14 protein-coding genes and 1 tRNA gene are annotated in these 17,794 nt (G+C 45.4%); 9 read left to right on the top strand and 6 right to left on the bottom strand.

Annotated elements, in window-relative coordinates; translation table 11 throughout:
* Window positions 1-5 precede the first annotated feature (5 nt).
* The 3 genes from rdgB to AOC21_RS05475 are packed head-to-tail and all read left to right on the top strand — an operon-like array spanning window position 6 to window position 2,849.
* A complete protein-coding gene (gene rdgB / locus AOC21_RS05465) occupies window positions 6-596 on the top strand; it encodes an RdgB/HAM1 family non-canonical purine NTP pyrophosphatase (RefSeq protein ID WP_215391027.1) in 591 nt (196 codons plus the stop codon).
* A gap of 6 nt (window positions 597-602) precedes the next feature.
* Complete coding sequence (hemW, locus tag AOC21_RS05470) at window positions 603-1,790, top strand: radical SAM family heme chaperone HemW (RefSeq protein ID WP_215391028.1); 1,188 nt, start codon at window positions 603-605, stop codon at window positions 1,788-1,790.
* 45 nt (window positions 1,791-1,835) lie between these two features.
* Window positions 1,836-2,849, top strand: coding sequence for a tripartite tricarboxylate transporter substrate binding protein (locus AOC21_RS05475; protein WP_215391029.1), 1,014 nt, complete (start codon window positions 1,836-1,838; stop codon window positions 2,847-2,849).
* Between the two features lie 63 nt (window positions 2,850-2,912).
* On the opposite strand, the gene AOC21_RS05480 is transcribed toward AOC21_RS05475, so the two are convergent.
* The gene (locus AOC21_RS05480; RefSeq protein ID WP_215391030.1) at window positions 2,913-5,012 is read right to left on the bottom strand and encodes an alkyl/aryl-sulfatase; all 2,100 of its coding nucleotides are present in this window, start codon (window positions 5,010-5,012) and stop codon (window positions 2,913-2,915) included.
* 95 nt (window positions 5,013-5,107) lie between these two features.
* Window positions 5,108-6,556 carry a sensor histidine kinase gene (locus tag AOC21_RS05485; protein WP_215391031.1) on the bottom strand — a complete coding sequence of 483 codons (1,449 nt, stop codon included), beginning with the start codon at window positions 6,554-6,556 and terminating at the stop codon, window positions 5,108-5,110.
* Between the two features lie 46 nt (window positions 6,557-6,602).
* On the opposite strand from AOC21_RS05485, the gene AOC21_RS05490 reads away from it, so the two are divergent.
* Together AOC21_RS05490 and AOC21_RS05495 are read left to right on the top strand one after the other, a co-directional pair.
* Window positions 6,603-7,556 (top strand): hypothetical protein, encoded by a 954-nt coding sequence (locus AOC21_RS05490; RefSeq protein WP_251371462.1) that lies wholly within the window; start codon window positions 6,603-6,605, stop codon window positions 7,554-7,556.
* Between the two features lie 99 nt (window positions 7,557-7,655).
* Complete coding sequence (locus AOC21_RS05495) at window positions 7,656-8,237, top strand: hypothetical protein (RefSeq protein ID WP_215391032.1); 582 nt, start codon at window positions 7,656-7,658, stop codon at window positions 8,235-8,237.
* 102 nt (window positions 8,238-8,339) lie between these two features.
* On the opposite strand, the gene AOC21_RS05500 is transcribed toward AOC21_RS05495, so the two are convergent.
* A tRNA-Ser gene (locus AOC21_RS05500) sits at window positions 8,340-8,429 on the bottom strand.
* 34 nt (window positions 8,430-8,463) lie between these two features.
* A complete protein-coding gene (locus tag AOC21_RS05505; protein ID WP_215391033.1) occupies window positions 8,464-9,600 on the bottom strand; it encodes an NAD(P)/FAD-dependent oxidoreductase in 1,137 nt (378 codons plus the stop codon).
* A gap of 100 nt (window positions 9,601-9,700) precedes the next feature.
* Here AOC21_RS05505 and pgi point away from each other — a divergent pair, with 100 nt between their 5' ends.
* From pgi to nadC, 4 genes are read left to right on the top strand one after another with little or no spacing between them, the layout of a single operon-like run.
* Window positions 9,701-11,191 (top strand): glucose-6-phosphate isomerase, encoded by a 1,491-nt coding sequence (pgi, locus tag AOC21_RS05510; protein WP_215391034.1) that lies wholly within the window; start codon window positions 9,701-9,703, stop codon window positions 11,189-11,191.
* A 43-nt stretch (window positions 11,192-11,234) separates the two neighbouring features.
* A complete protein-coding gene (locus AOC21_RS05515; RefSeq protein WP_215391035.1) occupies window positions 11,235-12,620 on the top strand; it encodes a phosphomannomutase/phosphoglucomutase in 1,386 nt (461 codons plus the stop codon).
* A 39-nt stretch (window positions 12,621-12,659) separates the two neighbouring features.
* On the top strand, window positions 12,660-13,787 hold the full coding sequence (gene nadA / locus AOC21_RS05520; RefSeq protein ID WP_215391036.1) for a quinolinate synthase NadA: 1,128 nt from the start codon (window positions 12,660-12,662) through the stop codon (window positions 13,785-13,787).
* A gap of 15 nt (window positions 13,788-13,802) precedes the next feature.
* Window positions 13,803-14,660: a carboxylating nicotinate-nucleotide diphosphorylase gene (gene nadC, locus AOC21_RS05525; protein WP_215391037.1), complete on the top strand. Its 858-nt coding sequence runs from the start codon at window positions 13,803-13,805 to the stop codon at window positions 14,658-14,660.
* 11 nt (window positions 14,661-14,671) lie between these two features.
* Here the strand turns inward: nadC and AOC21_RS05530 are convergent, their stop codons facing one another.
* A complete protein-coding gene (locus AOC21_RS05530) occupies window positions 14,672-16,051 on the bottom strand; it encodes a TAXI family TRAP transporter solute-binding subunit (RefSeq protein ID WP_215391038.1) in 1,380 nt (459 codons plus the stop codon).
* 68 nt (window positions 16,052-16,119) lie between these two features.
* Window positions 16,120-17,778 (bottom strand): L-aspartate oxidase, encoded by a 1,659-nt coding sequence (nadB, locus tag AOC21_RS05535; RefSeq protein ID WP_215391039.1) that lies wholly within the window; start codon window positions 17,776-17,778, stop codon window positions 16,120-16,122.
* Window positions 17,779-17,794: the final 16 nt, after the last annotated feature.

Consider the following 17,794-nt stretch of genomic DNA (forward strand, 5'->3'; position numbering starts at 1 on the left):
TTGAAATGCAAAAGCTCGTTCTCGCATCTAATAATGCTGGCAAGGTAAAGGAGTTTCAGGCACTGTTAGCCCCCCTGAATTTTCAAGTCATCCCTCAAGGTGAATTGGGCATTCCCTCCGCAGAGGAGCCCCACCAAACCTTTGTAGAGAATGCGCTGGCAAAAGCACGTCATGCTAGCGCTGCATCTGGCTTACCTGCCCTGGCTGATGACTCAGGTATTTGCGCCCATGCTCTTGATGGTATGCCTGGGGTATTGTCGGCTCGCTATGCCGGAGATCAAGGTAATGATGTGGCTAATAATCAAAAGCTCATTCATGACTTAAGAGATAAAACAGATCGAGGCGCTCATTATGTTTGCGCCTTGGTGTTCGTCAACAACGTCAATGATCCCGAGCCCATCATTGTGCAAACCCGTTGGTACGGTCAAATCATTGATCAGCCAGCGGGATCTAATGGCTTTGGCTATGACCCTCACTTCTTTTTGCCTGAGCAAAACTACACTGCAGCGCAATTAGATTCAGCCCAGAAGAATTTAATCAGTCACCGTGGTCAAGCATTACGCGAACTGATTGTTCAGTTGAAATCCCGTAACTGAAATATCGTGCTTAGTTCAACTCCTAATAAAGTCAGCCTTACCGCATTGCCACCTCTGGCTTTGTATATTCACTTTCCTTGGTGCGAAAAGAAATGCCCTTATTGCGATTTCAATTCACATCAGATTAAAGACGGCGTTGCCAAAGCCGGTTTTGATGAAGAGCGCTATATCAATGCACTCATTGCCGATTTAGAAACTGAACTAGCCAACACTTGGGGTCGTCAGGTACACAGCATCTTTATTGGCGGCGGAACCCCCAGCCTTCTTTCTGCAGACGGCATGGATCGACTACTGTGCGCCGTTCGTGCCCGCGTCAACTTAGAGCCCGATGCTGAAATCACTATGGAGGCCAACCCTGGATCTATTGAGGCCGATAAATTTGCAGGATTTGCAAAGGCCGGAATTAATCGAGTGTCAATCGGGGTTCAAAGCTTTCAGGATGAGCAGCTTAAAGCCTTGGGACGCATCCACAATGGTGAAGAAGCAAGACGAGCAATTGAAATTGCGATGAAACACTTTAAATCAGTAAATCTGGATCTCATGTATGGCCTTCCCAAGCAGACATTAGAGCTAGCCAAGGCAGATGTAGAGACGGCACTTTCTTTTAAAACACCGCATCTATCCTTTTATAACCTCACGCTAGAGCCCAATACCTACTTCGCAAACTTTCCTCCGCAATTGCCAAGTGACGATGAAGTGGATGCAATCTTTGAACAGAATTTAGATTTACTAATGAAAGCGGGTTACAAACGCTACGAAGTGTCTGCCTATGCGCAGAAAAACCAAGAGTGCAAACATAATGTGAACTACTGGCGTTTCGGGGATTACATTGGCATTGGTGCCGGCGCTCACGGGAAGATTTCTTTTCCGGACAAGATTACTCGTCAAGTACGTGAACGACATCCTGAAACCTATATGCAAGCAATGGAAACCAAGGGCAATGCCTTAATTGAGTCTAAGCTTATTGAACCCCAGGATCTCCCATTCGAATTTATGCTCAATGCCCTAAGGTTAAAGGATGGAGTTGATACCAGCAGCTTTAGCGAGCGTACCGGCCTCCCTTTAAATGTGATCAGCAAGGGTTTAGATGAGGCCAGTAGAAAAGGTTTGCTGGATGAAAATCCTTCAAAGCTAAAGGCTACTGATCAGGGTTTACGCTACCTCAATAATCTTCAAGAGCTATTTCTCAGTTAAAGTAAATAACTTAACAAATATAAAAATCCGATTCGGAGACAAACAATGATTCAAAGCAAGTCAGCTGGCAGCATATGTACGCGGGTTTTGTTTTTATGTGCATTTGCCATTAGCGCAATATCTATCTCTACTAGCGCTTTTGCGCAAGCCAAAACATGGCCAGATAAGCCTATTAAATTAATTGTTGGGTTTCCGCCAGGCGGAGGCTCGGATGCGATTGCCCGCATTATCGCTATTAACCTGTCCCAAATGTGGGGTCAACAGGTCATTATTGATAACCGCGGCGGTGCCGCAGGTACGATTGCAGCCGATTTGGTTGCTAAATCTCCAGCCGATGGATATACGCTGGGTTTAGCACACGTCAATGCGCTCTCGATTATTCCAGCATTGGGACAAAAGATGGCGTACAACGCTACTACCGACTTTACGCCAATTGTTTTGCTCGGCGTGACACCCAATATTCTGATTGCAAACGTTGATGCTCCAGCTAAGAACGTTAAAGATTTGGTTGCTTATATGAAGCAAAACCCTGGCAAGGTTAGCTTTGGATCAGCCGGCAATGGCAGCACCCAACATCTTGCCTATGAATTGTTTATGCATATGTCTGACACACAAGCACTGCATATTCCATACAAAGGCAGTGGACCTGTTTTGGTTGATTTAATGGCTGGGCATATTACTTATGCATTTGAAACCATGGGAGCAGCGACACCGCACATTCAAAGCGGCAAGGTCATTGCTCTTGCGCAAACCCGCACTAAGCGCTCAGCCGCCTACCCTAACCTGCCCACCATGGAACAACTCGGTTACGTAGGATTTGAGGCAACAGCTTGGTACGGCCTCATGGGTCCAGCAAAGCTTGACCCAAAGATCGTGAATAAGATTAACGCTGACGTGAATGCGGTATTACGTAAACCAGAAATTCAGGCAAAGTTAGCCGAGGTTGGTGCGGAAGATGGTGGCGGCACACCAGCGGCCTTTAGCAAGTTCATTATTAAAGACAGAAATCAATGGGCAAAGTTGGTTAAAGATGCCAAGTTGCAGGTTGATCTCAATTAATTCTTAGCATCAAATAAAAAAGGACTCCATGGAGTCCTTTTTTTATAACCATCCATTGCTTAATTAAGCACCATCAGAATTAGCAATCGGAGGGGCTTCAAACGGATCCTTGTTTGATTTTGCGGGCGGCGCCTTAGCCTTTGTACCAGGGATCAACTCAAAGTCTGGAGCAAAGGTTGTCATGGTGCTGCGCAATTGATCAAACGCTTTACGATCACCTTCAAACTTGGTTTTACCTTCTGATAACAATTTTTCAAAAGTGGTTTGGCCACCCATCACTTTTTCTAAGTCACTACGATTAACGGTGATAGTCAGGTTTGGATTTTTGTCCTGATAACCCTTGATATTTGTCAGCGCAGAATTACTCATCCCTACAACAAACTTTTCACCATTGTCTGGAGTATTAAGGTTGATAGTGAACTTCATACCAGCAGCTTTTTTGCTATCCATGCTGATTGCCAAAGCGTTAAGCCAAAGCTCGGTGGTCATTGCTCTAATCATGTCAGGGCCGTTGGTCTTTGGCGATGCCCCAGAGGGCATGCCGTGACGTAACTCGTATGCAGCACCTAAGAAGCTATTGCGCACGCTAGGACTTTCCTTTTGATAGCCAATCTGCTCGTAAATGTCTGCGAGTAGATCTTTAGCAGCCGTATTGTTTGGTTGTGCGTAGACCAATTTATTTACTATTTCCATAGCTTCGCGGTATTTACCCTGCTTATAGAGCTCTTTACCTTTGGCCATAATCTTGGCGGAACCGCCCATCATCTCAACATACAGCGGTGCAGAATCTTTTGGTGACAATGGGATCAAGGTGGCAGGATTGGCATCCCAATAACCAAGATATCGATTGATCACTGCGCGACTGTTATGCTCCTCAGAGCCGTGGTAGCTATGTGCAGCCCATTGCTTTTTTAGGCTCTCTGGTTGCCGATAGACGTTATGCACTTCGTTAATGGTTACACCATTATTTGCCAAATGAAGCACCTCATTGTTCAGGTGGGCGTAACTATCGCGTTGAGTGCGCATCACTTCTTGAACGCGATCATTACCCCAACGAGGCCATGAATGAGAAGCAAACATTACTTGAGCCTCATTGCCATAACGATACAAAGCATTATTAATGTTCTTAGACCATGCCAAAGCATCGCGAACTAAAGCGCCACGTAAGGTATAGATATTATGGATGGTGCCAGTAATATTTTCAGCAGCCCAGAATGCTTTGAATTGCGGAAAATAGGTGTTCATCTCGGCAGGTGCCTCGGTTCCCGGAGTATTTTGAAACTCCATTTCCACACCATCAACCGTCATCTTTTCAAATGGCTCATTAATGAGAATGGTTGGCTCAATCAAACCAAGATTTCCTGCTGCGGTATTTTTACCAATCGATTGGTCAACGTGTCCAAATGGGCTGCGGGGCAATAAGACGCCATACTGGAAATACAAACGACGTGTCATGGCATTGCCGGCATATACGTTCTCTGCAACGGCATGATCCATAAAGCCAGCAGGTGCAATAATTTTTACCTTGCCACTCTTCACATCAGACTCCTCTACCACGCCACGAACACCACCAAAGTGATCGGCATGCGAATGTGAATACACCACCGCAACTACTGGACGCTTACCTAGTTTCTCATTCACCAATTCCAGAGCTGCTCTAGCGGTCTCTTTTGAGGTCAATGGGTCAAAGACAATCCATCCTGTATTTGTTTTAACAAAACTAATATTGGATAAGTCAAAGCCGCGAACTTGGTAAATCTTGTCTGGCACGACTTCGTACAAGCCATACCCCATATTGAGAATTGCCTGACGCTGCAAAGATGGATGCACGCTGTCAAAGTCTTTACCCTGCAATAGAAATTCATAGCTTCCCATATCCCAGGCAACATTTCCTGCATCAGCCATGATGGCCTTATAAGGAGGCGCAGCAATAAAACCCCTCTTTGACTCTTCAAAATCCCTTTTATCCTCAAAAGGCAGCGTCTTACGTAACCCGTTTTGTAATTCGACCGTATAGCTCGATGGCGACTTACCTTTCACATCAAAGTGTTTGCCTTGCATGGCGCCAGGATCAACTACAACACCGCCGCCGCCTGCTGCCATCACAAATCCAGAGCTCATCATGACGATTGCAAAAGATATTTTGGTAAGTTTGATATTCATCTGAGGCCTAAATAAGGTGATTACTGGAATTTCAATGATATGACTGGCTATACCTATGGCAATTAGCCCTAAAGCTAATGAGCAAGACAAAAGGCTTAAATTGAATACACGGCAACTAAAGGTAAACGGACAAAAAAGGTGGTGCCCTTGTCAGCATAAGACTCAAACCAAATAGAGCCACCATGCCTTGAAACAATATGCCTGCATAACCAAAGACCAATTCCCATACCCGAGCTTTTGGTGGTAGAAAGCAGCTCAAACATGTGGGCCTGCACCTCTGAATCAATGCCTAAACCACTATCTGCAATTGATATTTGAATATCAGATCCAACGTGCTGACCCAAAATCGTAATTTTTTTATCAACTGCGTCCAAGTTCTTTAAGACATCAATGGCGTTATTCAATAGATTTAAAAGCACTTGTTGAAGCTCGCCCTTATTTGCCGTTACAAATAAATTATTTTCCAGATTCAATACCATTTGGATATTCTGCTTAGCTATCTCAGGACTTGCGATGGTGAGTACTAAGTCTATTAATTCAGCGATGTCTACTTTTGTTGAAACTATTTTTTCATCAGCAAAAATAGATCTGAGGGAGCGAATGATGCTTGCAGCTCGCTGATTATCGATGAGCAAAGAGTCTAGAATTTCTTTTTGCAGCGCAGGACTTAAACTTCCTTCAGATAACTTTTTTTGCAGAAATTGAATGTTCAGACTAGAGGCTCCAAGAGGCTGATTGAGCTCATGAGCGATGGAGGCAGATAAAGCTCCAGTGCTAGCCGTCTTATTAGCCTTTAATAAGGAGGCTATTAAGAGATCTCGCTCTTGCAGGAGCTTTTTGGTTGACTCAGTTTCGTTGGCTGAACGAATATTGGCTATGGTCACATGCTCAGCCCAATAACCCCCAATAGCAATATAGGACAGGGTATTCATCACTAACTGAGAAATGGTAAACAGAATCAATAACTGTGGGATCTGATCAACTTGTTTGATAGTGAATGCAGAAGCAACCAAAATGAAAAACCGACCTATTGCAAAAAATATTTCGGCAAAGTTTGCATACTGCATATACACCAGCTGCTTGGACGGCGAGACTTTCTTTTTCTTACCAAGCTCATAAATCTGCCAACAATAAAAAATACTGGCCAGAAAAGCCATTACAGCTGTTCGACTTTCAAAAGATCCATACAGTCGCATGGATTCAAATACAACAATAAATATGATCACCGATACTGCAGCACTAATCTTCACCCGTTTAGATATCTCATGATTGAGTGATTGGCAAAATAAACCCTGCAGTAAGGCGGCCACATAGAAGAACGTATTAGCTACAGTGAAATTAAATTCTGGATTGGCAATATTTTGGAGGGTGATAATCCCGAATCCAAAAATAAACAAGCCCACCACACTCACCAGTAGTGAAGACATCCAATACAAACTGGGTCTCAGTAGGTTTTGAGAACGGTAATAGTGATAAATACCGAAAAACAGGCCCATCTGAATAATGGCCAGAATAAAGAAGTAAATAGAAATGAGCAGCTTCATGTTCGCTATAGTACATCCAGAGAATTGATTCGCTAAAATGCCTGTCATGCGGCTTTTAAGTAGAAACCAGCTCCTTTTCTTTATCACCCTATCCATCATTGGGATTGACTTTGCACAGGCCCAATCCGCCTTCTACAACGCCGCTAACAATTACCTCAAAAAGCGTGCCGATGCCTTCATGACAATTACGGGGTATTCACTAACGCCGGATGTCACTACAGGCTCCCTATCAATTCGCAACAATGGTGGAGAGAACTCTGATCTACAAATGATCTCACTTGGCGGTGGTGATCGTATTAGTGCAAATTTTCCACTCTATTTAGAAGGCACCCTAGCGGTCAATCGCTACAACCCTACTTTTACAGACGGGATTGGAAACAGCTCTGTTACCGTGCCCGTGCACTGGAATAGCATTACTGGAACAGGCGGTATCGGTTGGGATTTCCCGATTACCAATGAGTTGCGCTTTCGCCCTATTGCTAATGTAATGTTGGGGCATCTCGAGAGTGACCTGTCGATTGCCTCTAGAGTGCTTCAGAATCAAAAAGGGATTGATTTGCAATTCCTGAACGGAGGTCGCATGAACTCCTATGGCCTGGGTGGCTCCGTCATGCTCGATTATGAAAATTACAAGCCCGATCAAGAGATTGATGTGGAGTTGCGTTACACCAATATTCCGGTCCAAACATTTGCCAGCTCTACCGCAGTACAAGGATCAGCAGATTCACAAAGTCTGGCACTTTGGGCCAGAAGTCGTATTCCGACACCGATCACACTTCTGGATAGACCCTTAAGAGCCGTGTTTGAAGTGGCGCATACCGAATTCTTGGGTGACTTACGTGGAGCGCTGGGTTTTAACTCCCTATCCTCCGTTGGCACCGGTATTGAATTGGATCGTAGTGCATCTGACCCTATCTTTACTAGGGTTAGGGTCGTATTTCGCTATCAGTTTGGCCAAAACGTACATGGCACCTCTATTGGCCTTGCAGCTAGCTTCTAGCAATACAATGGACGCAAGTACTAAATCACCAGTATTTAGACATTTCCGCATCACCACCCAAGGGTGATGTTCTTTAACCACCCAAAGGATCAAAACATTATGAAAAAAATTATCATTGCTATCGTCATTGCTGCAATCGCAGTTGGCGCTTACGTTTTCCTAACCAAACCAAAAGCGCCTATTGCTGGCGTAGCCGCTCAAGAAGCCGCGCTCATCTATGATGGTGAAGTAACCAAAATTGATGCAGCAACTCGTACAGTGACTCTCAAAAACAATGATGGCGAAACTTCTATTGTTGCCGGCCCTGAAGTGAAGAACTTTGCTGAAATTAAAGTAGGCGACCGTTTTGATGTTGTTTATGAACTCGCTGTAGCGATTGAGCTGGTTAAAGTTAAAAATCCAGGCACTACTAGTGAGCAAGTTAGCACCAGCACTACTACTGCTCCACAAGGTGATAAGCCGGGCATGATCACTACTAATACCGTTACTGCAACCGCTAATGTTGAGGCAATTGATACAGCTAAAAATGTTGTTTCTTTAAAAGGCCCACAAGGAAATATCATCAAGGTTAAGGTTCAGAACCCTGAGTTGATGAAAGATATTTCTGTAAATGATCAAGTAAAAGTGGTTTACACAGAAGCAATCGCTGCAGTAGTAAGCGCACCAGCTGCTAAGAAGTAATCAAGAAGCAATCAAGAAGTAGCCAAGAAGCACAGTAATTCCTTACAGTAGCTGAAAAGATAAAAGCCCAGCAAGTAGTTGCTGGGCTTTTTACATTTGACTTGGCGGAAGAGGTGAGATTCGAACTCACGGAGGACTTTCATCCTCGCCAGTTTTCAAGACTGGTGCATTCAACCGCTCTGCCACTCTTCCATTTGCTTGAATCATTTCTGATTCAAGCCCCAGATTATAGAGAACTTTTGATTTGCCCTTCCAAATGCTTAGCAATCGCTAGGCTAGAGGTTAATCCTGGGGACTCAAAGCCATATAGATTAAAGAGACCCTGTAGGCCATGGTCTTGGGGAGTGTTGAAGCAGAAGTCGCCTGCGGGAGTGTTGGGCGGGACGATTTTAGCCCTCACCCCTGAGTAATCTGGCTGCAAAGCGTTGTCCTTTAGCCCTGGCCAATAGCGCCTCACGGCCTCATAGAAGCCCTCGCCTCTTTTGGGGTTGACCGTGTAATCAATCTGCTCTTCTTGGTCAATATCCAGCCACTCCACATCAGGACCAAATTTGGCTTGTCCACCCATGTCTAAAGTGAGATGCACACCCAATCCACCAGGTTCGGGGATGGGATAAATCAGATGATTAAAGGGTGATTTTCCGGAAAGGGAAAAGTAATTACCTTTAGCAAAATATGCTTTCGGAATTTGATCTTTAGATAAAGATTCTATTTTTTGCGCCACTGCTGGAGCGCTCATGCCGGCGCAATTAATCAGAAGCTTCGTTTGAATCTTCATACCTTCAGCGCCACCGATTTCTAATTCAAATCCATCTTTTGCATTTTCACCAATAGGCTTTGCGCTAATGAGCGGTGATTGGTAAGCCACCATGCCGCCAGCATCTTCAAAGCCACCTAAGAGTGAAAGCATGTAGCCATGGCTATCAACTATGCCCGTGCTAGACGACAGAATGGCTGCCACGCACTGCAACTGCGGCTCTAATGATTTAGCTTCGTCGCCAGAAATCATCTTGATCTCGGGCACACCATTATTCTGCGCTTTATACAAAATAGCCTGTAAGTCATTTATTTGCGATGCATCAGCAGCAACGATGAGCTTTCCGTATGGCTGAGTAGCAACATGATGAGTGCGGCAATATTCGTAGAGCATACGATTACCCTCTACACAAAGCTTTGCTTTAAGCGAATCCTTGGGGTAATAAATGCCAGCATGGATCACTTCACTATTGCGAGCACTACTAATCGTGCCAAAAGACGCTTCACGCTCTAGCAAAATCGTTTCTCTGCCCTGAAGTGCCATTTCTCTAGCAACGGCTAGGCCAACCACCCCAGCGCCGATGACAACACAGTCGACTTGATCCATTTATCTACCCAAGCCTTGAATTTTTGTTATTTGCATCCTGAAATCGTAACATTTTCAGTGTTTTAGTGGGTTTTGGGACACTTCTTGATAAAATCTATCAATGTCTTCTAAACCAGCTGCAGCCCATCTGAAAACCCTATTTAGCGCCCAAGATATCGTTTTAGATAGCGCTTATCAAGGCATTGACGCTGCCAGCTGGAAATCCCTCTTCAAACAAGCTAAAGATGCTCATTTAGAGCAGTTCATTGCCGACCTATTTGCTGGCAAGCCGGTGAATAACTCTGAGAATCGCCCCGCTCTGCATTCCGCCCTACGTAACCTCGACAAATCTCCGGTTTTAGTCGACGGCAAAGATGTCATGCCAGACGTTGCACAAGTTTGGCATCGTATTGAGGCTCTGTGCAATAAATGGGTTGGTGTAACGGATGTCATTCATATTGGTATTGGCGGCTCAGACTTTGGTCCACGCCTCGCCATTGAGGCTTTAGCCCATGTTCCCGATATTGAGAGTCGCGGCATGCGCATGCATTTCTTGGCCAATATCGATACTGCAGATTTAAATCGCATTCTGCAACGTGCTTTGCCCCATAGCACCAAGGTCATTATTGTCTCCAAGTCCTTCACAACCCTTGAGACCACTATGAATGCCCAAGCCGTAGTGAAGTGGCTTAAAAATAATGGTCTTTCTGATACTCAAGTTAGCAAATCCCTCTTTGCTGTCACAGCAAACATTCCTGCCGCCGAAGCATTTGGCATTGATCAAGACCATATTTATCCGTTTTGGGATTGGGTCGGAGGCCGTTACTCTGTATGGTCTGCAGTCGGATTGCCGATTGCCCTGCAATATGGCTTTGAAACTTTCAAGCAGTTCTTAGCTGGTGCCCAGGCAATGGATCGGCACTTTAAGTCTGCGCCTCTTGAAGAAAATCTTCCGGTGATCATGGCGCTCAGCCTGCTCTATCAGCAAGAGAAACATCACGTTAAATCGTATGCCGTTATTCCTTACGCTGATGCATTGGATTGGTTTCCGAAGTGGTTGCAACAGCTGGATATGGAAAGCAATGGTAAAAGCGTCGATCGTGACGGCAAGCCAGTCAAGTTCTCCTGCCCGGTAGTCTTTGGTAGCTCCGGTAGCAATGCCCAACATTCTTACTTTCAGTTATTGCATCAAGGTACTGAAGTCATCCCAATTGATTTCATCGCAGTACGCGAACCCATGAGCAATTTGCCTGAGGCAAAGGCGCATCACCGCATTCTGTTGTCAAACTGCCTAGCGCAGGCTCAAGCATTGGCTAATGGCAAGAAGACCGACAACCCGAACAATACCTATCCAGGTAAACGTCCTAGCAACCTACTGATTCTGCCTAAGCTCAATGCCTTCTATCTAGGCGCACTCTTGGCGCTGTATGAGAATCGTACTGCTGCGTTAGGCGCTCTTTGGAATATCAACAGCTTTGATCAGCCTGGTGTTGAGCTTGGCAAAGTACTGGCCAAGCCGATTGAGGCCGCCTTAAAGAATGATGGCACTGTACATGCAGATGCCGGTATTGATGAAGTAACGGCCGCTCGTATTAATTTATTTAATCAATAGTTTTATTAGCTCTAGCTTCAGCCTAGACATCGAAAGAAGACTCATGCAACTCTCTCCATCCATTTTCAAAGCTTATGACATTCGCGGCATTATTGATGAGACTCTAGATCCATCGATTGCCAAACTGATTGGTCAAGCATTTGGTACAGAGATGCGTGAGCTCGGCGAAACTGAAATTGTGATCGGCCGCGATGGCCGTTTATCAGGCCCCAGTTTGATTGAAGCCTTGACTGAAGGTTTGCTGTCTACCGGCATCAATGTGATTGATCTAGGAATGGTTGCAACACCAATGGTGTACTTTGGCGCCAATCAAACGCTCGATGGTAAGAAACCAAAATCTGGGATCATGATTACCGGTAGCCACAACCCCCCTAACTACAACGGCTTCAAGATGGTTCTAGGTGGCGCTGCAATTTATGGCGATCAAATTCAGGCACTACGTAAGCGCATTGAAGCCAAGCAATTTGCTACAGGTCAAGGATCCAGAAGCACCTTTGATATTTTCCCAATGTACTTAGAGCGCATTGTGAGTGATGTGAAATTAGCCCGTCCTATGAAGATTGTGGTGGATTGCGGTAACGGCGTTGGCGGTGCTTTTGCTGGCAAACTCTTCAGAGCCCTTGGCTGTGAAGTAGAAGAACTCTTTTGCGAAGTCGACGGTCATTTTCCGAATCACCATCCAGATCCTGCGCATATTGAGAACTTGCAAGATCTTATTAAGAACTTACAAACTACCGATAATGAATTAGGCCTTGCCTTTGATGGTGACGCCGATCGTTTAGGCGTAGTAACTAAAGATGGTCAGGTAATTTTCCCAGACCGTCAAATGATGCTCTTTGCTAAAGATGTACTCTCACGCAATCCTGGTGGCCAGATTATTTATGACGTCAAATGCACTCGAAACCTAGCAACCTATGTGAAAAAACACGGCGGTGAGCCCTTGATGTGGAAAACAGGCCACTCTTTAGTCAAAGCTAAGCTCAAGGAAACTGGTGCGCCATTAGCCGGTGAGATGTCAGGCCACATCTTCTTTAAAGACCGTTGGTTTGGTTTTGATGATGGTCTTTATACAGGTGCTCGCTTACTGGAGATTCTGTCAAAAGAAAAAGATCCAAATCAGACACTCAATGATTTGCCCAATGCGATTTGCACCCCTGAACTGCAATTAGCTTGTGCTGAAGGCGAGCCATTTGCTTTACTTGAAACCATTAAAGCGAATGCCAAGTTTCCGACTGCGGAATCCATCAACACCATTGATGGTGTACGCGTGGAATATGCCGATGGCTTTGGCTTAGCTAGACCATCTAATACCACTCCAGTAGTGGTGATGCGTTTTGAGGCTGATAGTGAAGCGGCGATTGCACGAATTCAGGCGGAGTTTAAGGCGGTAATGCTAGCTGCTAAGCCGGATGCAAAATTACCTTTCTAAGATCTAAACAATAAAACTAAGGGTCAAGTAAGATTTCGTATGAATTCAACTGTTAGCACCCCAATTGCTTTTGATTACCCCCAGCAAGACTCTGCTGGCATCACCTGTACAGCCCAGGCTTGGGCCAAGACACCCCCTCAGCTTCATGGCTCTGAAAAAACTGCAGTAATCGCCCGTATCAAGCAATTATTAGTTGAAAAGGATGCTGCTTTAGTTGCTCACTACTATGTGGACGGTGACATACAGGATTTGGCAATGGAGACTGGCGGCTATGTTGCCGACTCTTTAGAGATGGCGCGTTTTGGCAAGAATCACTCTGCCAAGAATTTGATAGTTGCTGGAGTTCGCTTCATGGGTGAGTCTGCGAAGATTCTCAGCCCAGAAAAACGTGTCTTTATGCCTGATCTCGACGCTACCTGCTCTTTAGACTTAGGTTGCGATGCTACAGACTTTGCTGCATTTAGAGCTGCACATCCCGATCGTGTTGTCGTGGTCTATGCAAACACTTCTGCAGCTGTAAAAGCACAAGCCGATTGGATGGTAACCAGTTCTTGCGCATTAGCCATCGTGCATCAACTGAAAGTTGAAGGCAAAAAGATTTTATGGGCACCTGATCGTCATTTAGGTCGCTACATTCAGGAACAAACTGGTGCAGACATGCTGTTATGGAATGGTGCCTGCATTGTTCATGATGAATTTAAAGCTGTGGAGCTTGAACTTTTGAAGGCCGCTCATCCTAACGCCATGATCTTGGTTCACCCAGAGTCACCGCAAGCTGTTGTTGACCTTGCGGACGTTGTGGGCTCTACCTCCGCCATGATTAAGGCCGTGGTTGAAGGCACTGCTACTGAGTACATTGTGGCAACTGATAATGGCATCTTGCATCGCATGCGCCAGCTAGCACCAAACAAGAAACTGATTGAAGCCCCTACTGCTGGTAATAGCGCAACCTGCAAGAGTTGTGCGCACTGCCCATGGATGGCCATGAATGGCTTACAAGGAATTTTGAATTGCCTAGAAAACGCTTCTGGCGAAATCTTCATCGAAGAACCTATTCGCGCTCAAGCATTGGGCTGTATAGAGCGTATGCTCGACTTCACTAAAAATCATCCCGACCTCTTAGCAAAAGCGCAGCATGGCTTTGTAAAAAATATTGGCGCCGCTTAATTTTTATATTTATATATGTTTGACCATAACGAAACCTTAGAACAAGCTCGCCAACGCAATATTCATGATGCGCTCATGGAAGATATTGGCACTGGCGATTGGACTGCGAAGCTTGTACCTAGCAAACTAGTCAAAGCGCAACTCATTGTTCGTCAGGAGGCTGTACTTTGCGGCGTGGATTGGTTTGAGGGCACACTCAAGAAGCTCGACCCTAATGCAAAAGTAACTTGGCATTATTTTGAGGGCGACATGATGATGCCCGATACCAAGGTTTGCGATATTGAGGCTGACTCACAAGCCCTACTTTCTGCCGAGCGTACTTGTATTAATTTCTTGCAAACGCTTTCTTGGACGGCCAGCATTACACGTCAGCACGTTGATGCAATTGCAGGGGCTAGCCCCAACCCAAAAGGCTGCGCTGTACTGGATACACGTAAGACTGTTCCGGGGTTGCGCCAGGCTCAGAAGTACGCGGTGCTCGTTGGCGGCGGCAAGAATCAACGTCTAGCCCTTTGGCATGGAATTCTGATTAAAGAGAACCATATTGCTGCTGCCGGCAGCGTGACTGCCGCTCTAAAAAATGCGCAAGCTTTAAATGCTGGAGTGGATATTCAGATTGAAGTAGAAAACTTTGCTGAACTTGAAGAGGCTTTAGCTGCGGGTGCAAAAAATATTTTGATTGATAACTTCAATACCGATCAAATGAAGCAAGCAGTTGCCATTACCGCTGGACGCGCTTTGCTGGAAGCCTCTGGCGGCATCAACCTTGATCAAATGCGCGCCATTGCAAGCACCGGCGTTGATCGCATCTCTCTTGGTAAGTTAACCAAGGATGTGCATGCAGTTGATTTCTCGATGCGAATCCTGGGTTAAGTTTTTTCACACTAACCCTCCCTGCCCTTATAAATAACCTGCTTTTCGAGCGCATTGCGAATAAATTCGATACTGCTTCTCAGGCTGTAGCAATCAGCGGTAGCAAACTTAGATGCTTTTGAACTCAAAACTCTTCGCTCCATCTCATTGAGTACCTCGATATATTCACCCCGTCGGTCCGGATCAAAGGTTGCGATTGTATTTTTTTCAAACTTATCAAGCTCTTTATAAATGGAGTTGATCTGTTTCTTGGCCAAATTCGTTCTGTATGTTGGTATTGACTTAATTACTGGGTAAGCAAAAGCGGCAAAAGGAAGCAAGAGGAAGAACATACGCTCTAAGAACTCTGCTAACCAAAATGGCAAATACTTCATGAGAGTCGGCGTACCTTTTTCATAGAAGAACTTTGCCTCATCACTTAATGGGGCCTCAGTATTCATGTAAACAGGGAACTCACCGGTTTTTGAGAAATAAGATTTAGGGCCATTAATTTCTCGTGCTGCCTCAAGGAATAAGACTTGAATAGCTGGATGCAGTCGGTTATCTATTAAAAGATTGGTCGTAGTCGAAATCAATTGAATTGGGTGATCCGGTATATTTTTCCCAAGATCAAAACCGCCCATGGGTGCAGCTACTTCCTCAAAATAAGGCAATAACCGAGTGTAGGCATCTGCGCGCGTAAACGAAGTCAATTTAATGTCAGGATTTCTAATCAGCTTTTGCACATTTGGTGAATCAAAACCATCAACCAAAATAACGGCATCGATTTCGCCCCGCACTAAGGCATCAACACCTTCAGCATTGCCAAGTCCGAGTAAATTAGGGGCGTCACCATTCAGGCCATTGAGTTTAAAAATATTCAGGGCCTGAGTGCGCGTTCCACTTCCTACAGGGCCAATATTTATTCTCAGTTTGGCAATATCTCTATCAGATACGTGAATGTTTTCATTGAATGCATTCTTGCGATAGAACATCCATACTGGCTCATAGTCAACACTGCCAAGGGATTCCACACCAGAGAGATTGTCTACTGCAATCATTCCACCCTGAACAAGGGCCGCTTGAATTGGATCCTTGCGATCAATTAAATGCTGTAGATTTTCTTTAGAGCCATGGGTCTCCACCAGTTCGAGCTTAATTCCCTTTTTCTCAAAATAGGTCTTATATTTTTCACCCAAGACTTTGTAGGAGCCACCGGTACCGGTTGCCATTAATACTTTGTTCGGTGGCGCAGGCTTTGCATACCAAACCAGGATAGATAAGGCAAGAATTAATAGGAAAACAAGTGGCCAGACTTCTCTTAAAGCGCTAAACCAATTCTTGATTTCATCTACTGCCGTTTGATAAACGGCAGAGATATGTTCGCTGACTTCTTCTTTAAAGCTGGCCATGAAATTCCTCTTAAGATATGGCTAGCTTATCATCAAAAAACCCTGTTTTAAGGGTTTGAAATCGGCCTTTAAGTGGCTGAATCGCTCTCAGAGCCCTCGGCTTGAGGAGTCAAGATGGTCGGATAGGAAACCGCCCAAGTACCGGGGTAGTCACGGCTGTAATGCAGTCCACGGCTTTCCCTACGCATTAAGGCTGAGCGCACAATGAGCTCTGCGCACTCCAAGAGGTTTCTGAGCTCGATGAGATCGCGCGTTACTTTGAAGTTGGCGTAATACTCTTGCACCTCATAGCGCAACAGCTTAATGCGATGTAGGGCCCGCTCAAGCCGGCGATTGGTTCTCACAATGCCAACATAGTTCCACATCAAAGAGCGTAGCTCATCCCAGTTATGAGCAATAACGACTTGTTCATCGGCATCTTCAACCTGGCTCTCATCCCATAAAGGAAGAGTAGGCATCACTGGGGCCTTGAGATTGGAGATGTCTTCTGCTGCTGCCTTACCAATGACTACGCATTCTAATAAGGAGTTACTAGCTAAGCGATTAGCACCGTGTAATCCGGTATAAGTAGCCTCACCAACTGCATACAGTCCTGGTAAGTCTGTGCGTCCTTTGAGGTCTGTGACTACTCCTCCACAAGTGTAATGCGCAGCAGGCACCACCGGAATAGGCTCTTTGGTGATATCTAAACCGAGACTCATGCATCGCGCATAGATCATCGGGAAATGTTCTTTAATAAATGCTTCACCTAAATGTGTAGCATCTAGGTGGACATAGTCCAAGCCGTGCTTCTTCATTTCAAAGTCGATAGCTCTAGCAACAATGTCACGTGGAGCTAATTCATTGCGGTCATCATGCTCAGGCATAAAGCGCGTGCCATCAGGCAACTTCAGCAAACCACCCTCACCGCGAATAGCTTCTGTAATCAGGAAGGTGCGATCGCTCGGGTGATACAAACACGTAGGATGAAACTGAATAAATTCCATATTGCCTACACGGCAACCTGCACGCCAAGCCATGGCGATACCATCGCCTGTAGCGGTATCAGGATTGCTGGTGTATCTGTAAACCTTACCAACGCCGCCAGTAGCCAATACCACTGACTTTGCTTCAATGGTTTCCACACGATTATTTTTAATGTCGAGTGCATACACACCATAGCAACGATTAGGTTTAGTTCGTTGCGTCTTGGTATCTAGCTGACGGTTAGTAATGAGATCGAGTGCAATCCAATGCTCCAAGATCTGAATATTTTTATGGGCTCTTGCTTTATCAAGCAGCACTTCATGAATGGCTTTGCCAGTGGCATCAGCTGCATGAGCAATACGGCGGTGACTGTGTCCACCTTCACGCGTTAAATGCAAACCCATAGGTCCAAATTTATCTTCGGTGAATGGAACGCCCTGCTCTACCAACCAACGAATTGCATCAGCACTTTCTTCAGCTATGTAACGTGCAGTTGACTCCACTACCAGCCCTGCACCTGCGTCTAAGGTATCAGCTACATGTGAATCAATACTGTCATGCTCTTTGTCGACAACGCCAACAATGCCGCCCTGGGCCCAAGCTGTAGCAGCTTCACCTAAGCCCCGTTTAGCCATCAAAATCACTGGCTGAGATTCAGCCATATGGAGGGCAACGGTTAAGCCAGCTAATCCGGCCCCAATAATGAGGACAGGAAGTTCAGCTTTTGCAGCGGTGTTTGCGGAGGGTTTAGAACTGGCCATAGAAGGATCATTCTAA

It is taken from the genome of Polynucleobacter sp. VK25 (assembly GCF_018687355.1).
GTDB lineage: Bacteria > Pseudomonadota > Gammaproteobacteria > Burkholderiales > Burkholderiaceae > Polynucleobacter.

Bases quoted from the DNA above. Each gene is read 5' to 3' on its own strand.
- rdgB (WP_215391027.1), top strand. From the start codon at position 6: ATGCAAAAGCTCGTTCTCGCATCTAATAATGCTGGCAAGGTAAAGGAG.
- AOC21_RS05475 (WP_215391029.1), top strand. From the start codon at position 1,836: ATGATTCAAAGCAAGTCAGCTGGCAGCATATGTACGCGGGTTTTGTTT.
- AOC21_RS05480 (WP_215391030.1), bottom strand. From the start codon at position 5,012: ATGAATATCAAACTTACCAAAATATCTTTTGCAATCGTCATGATGAGC.
- AOC21_RS05485 (WP_215391031.1), bottom strand. From the start codon at position 6,556: ATGAAGCTGCTCATTTCTATTTACTTCTTTATTCTGGCCATTATTCAG.
- AOC21_RS05490 (WP_251371462.1), top strand. From the start codon at position 6,603: ATGCGGCTTTTAAGTAGAAACCAGCTCCTTTTCTTTATCACCCTATCC.
- AOC21_RS05495 (WP_215391032.1), top strand. From the start codon at position 7,656: ATGAAAAAAATTATCATTGCTATCGTCATTGCTGCAATCGCAGTTGGC.
- AOC21_RS05505 (WP_215391033.1), bottom strand. From the start codon at position 9,600: ATGGATCAAGTCGACTGTGTTGTCATCGGCGCTGGGGTGGTTGGCCTA.
- pgi (WP_215391034.1), top strand. From the start codon at position 9,701: ATGTCTTCTAAACCAGCTGCAGCCCATCTGAAAACCCTATTTAGCGCC.
- AOC21_RS05515 (WP_215391035.1), top strand. From the start codon at position 11,235: ATGCAACTCTCTCCATCCATTTTCAAAGCTTATGACATTCGCGGCATT.
- nadA (WP_215391036.1), top strand. From the start codon at position 12,660: ATGAATTCAACTGTTAGCACCCCAATTGCTTTTGATTACCCCCAGCAA.
- nadC (WP_215391037.1), top strand. From the start codon at position 13,803: ATGTTTGACCATAACGAAACCTTAGAACAAGCTCGCCAACGCAATATT.
- AOC21_RS05530 (WP_215391038.1), bottom strand. From the start codon at position 16,051: ATGGCCAGCTTTAAAGAAGAAGTCAGCGAACATATCTCTGCCGTTTAT.
- nadB (WP_215391039.1), bottom strand. From the start codon at position 17,778: ATGGCCAGTTCTAAACCCTCCGCAAACACCGCTGCAAAAGCTGAACTT.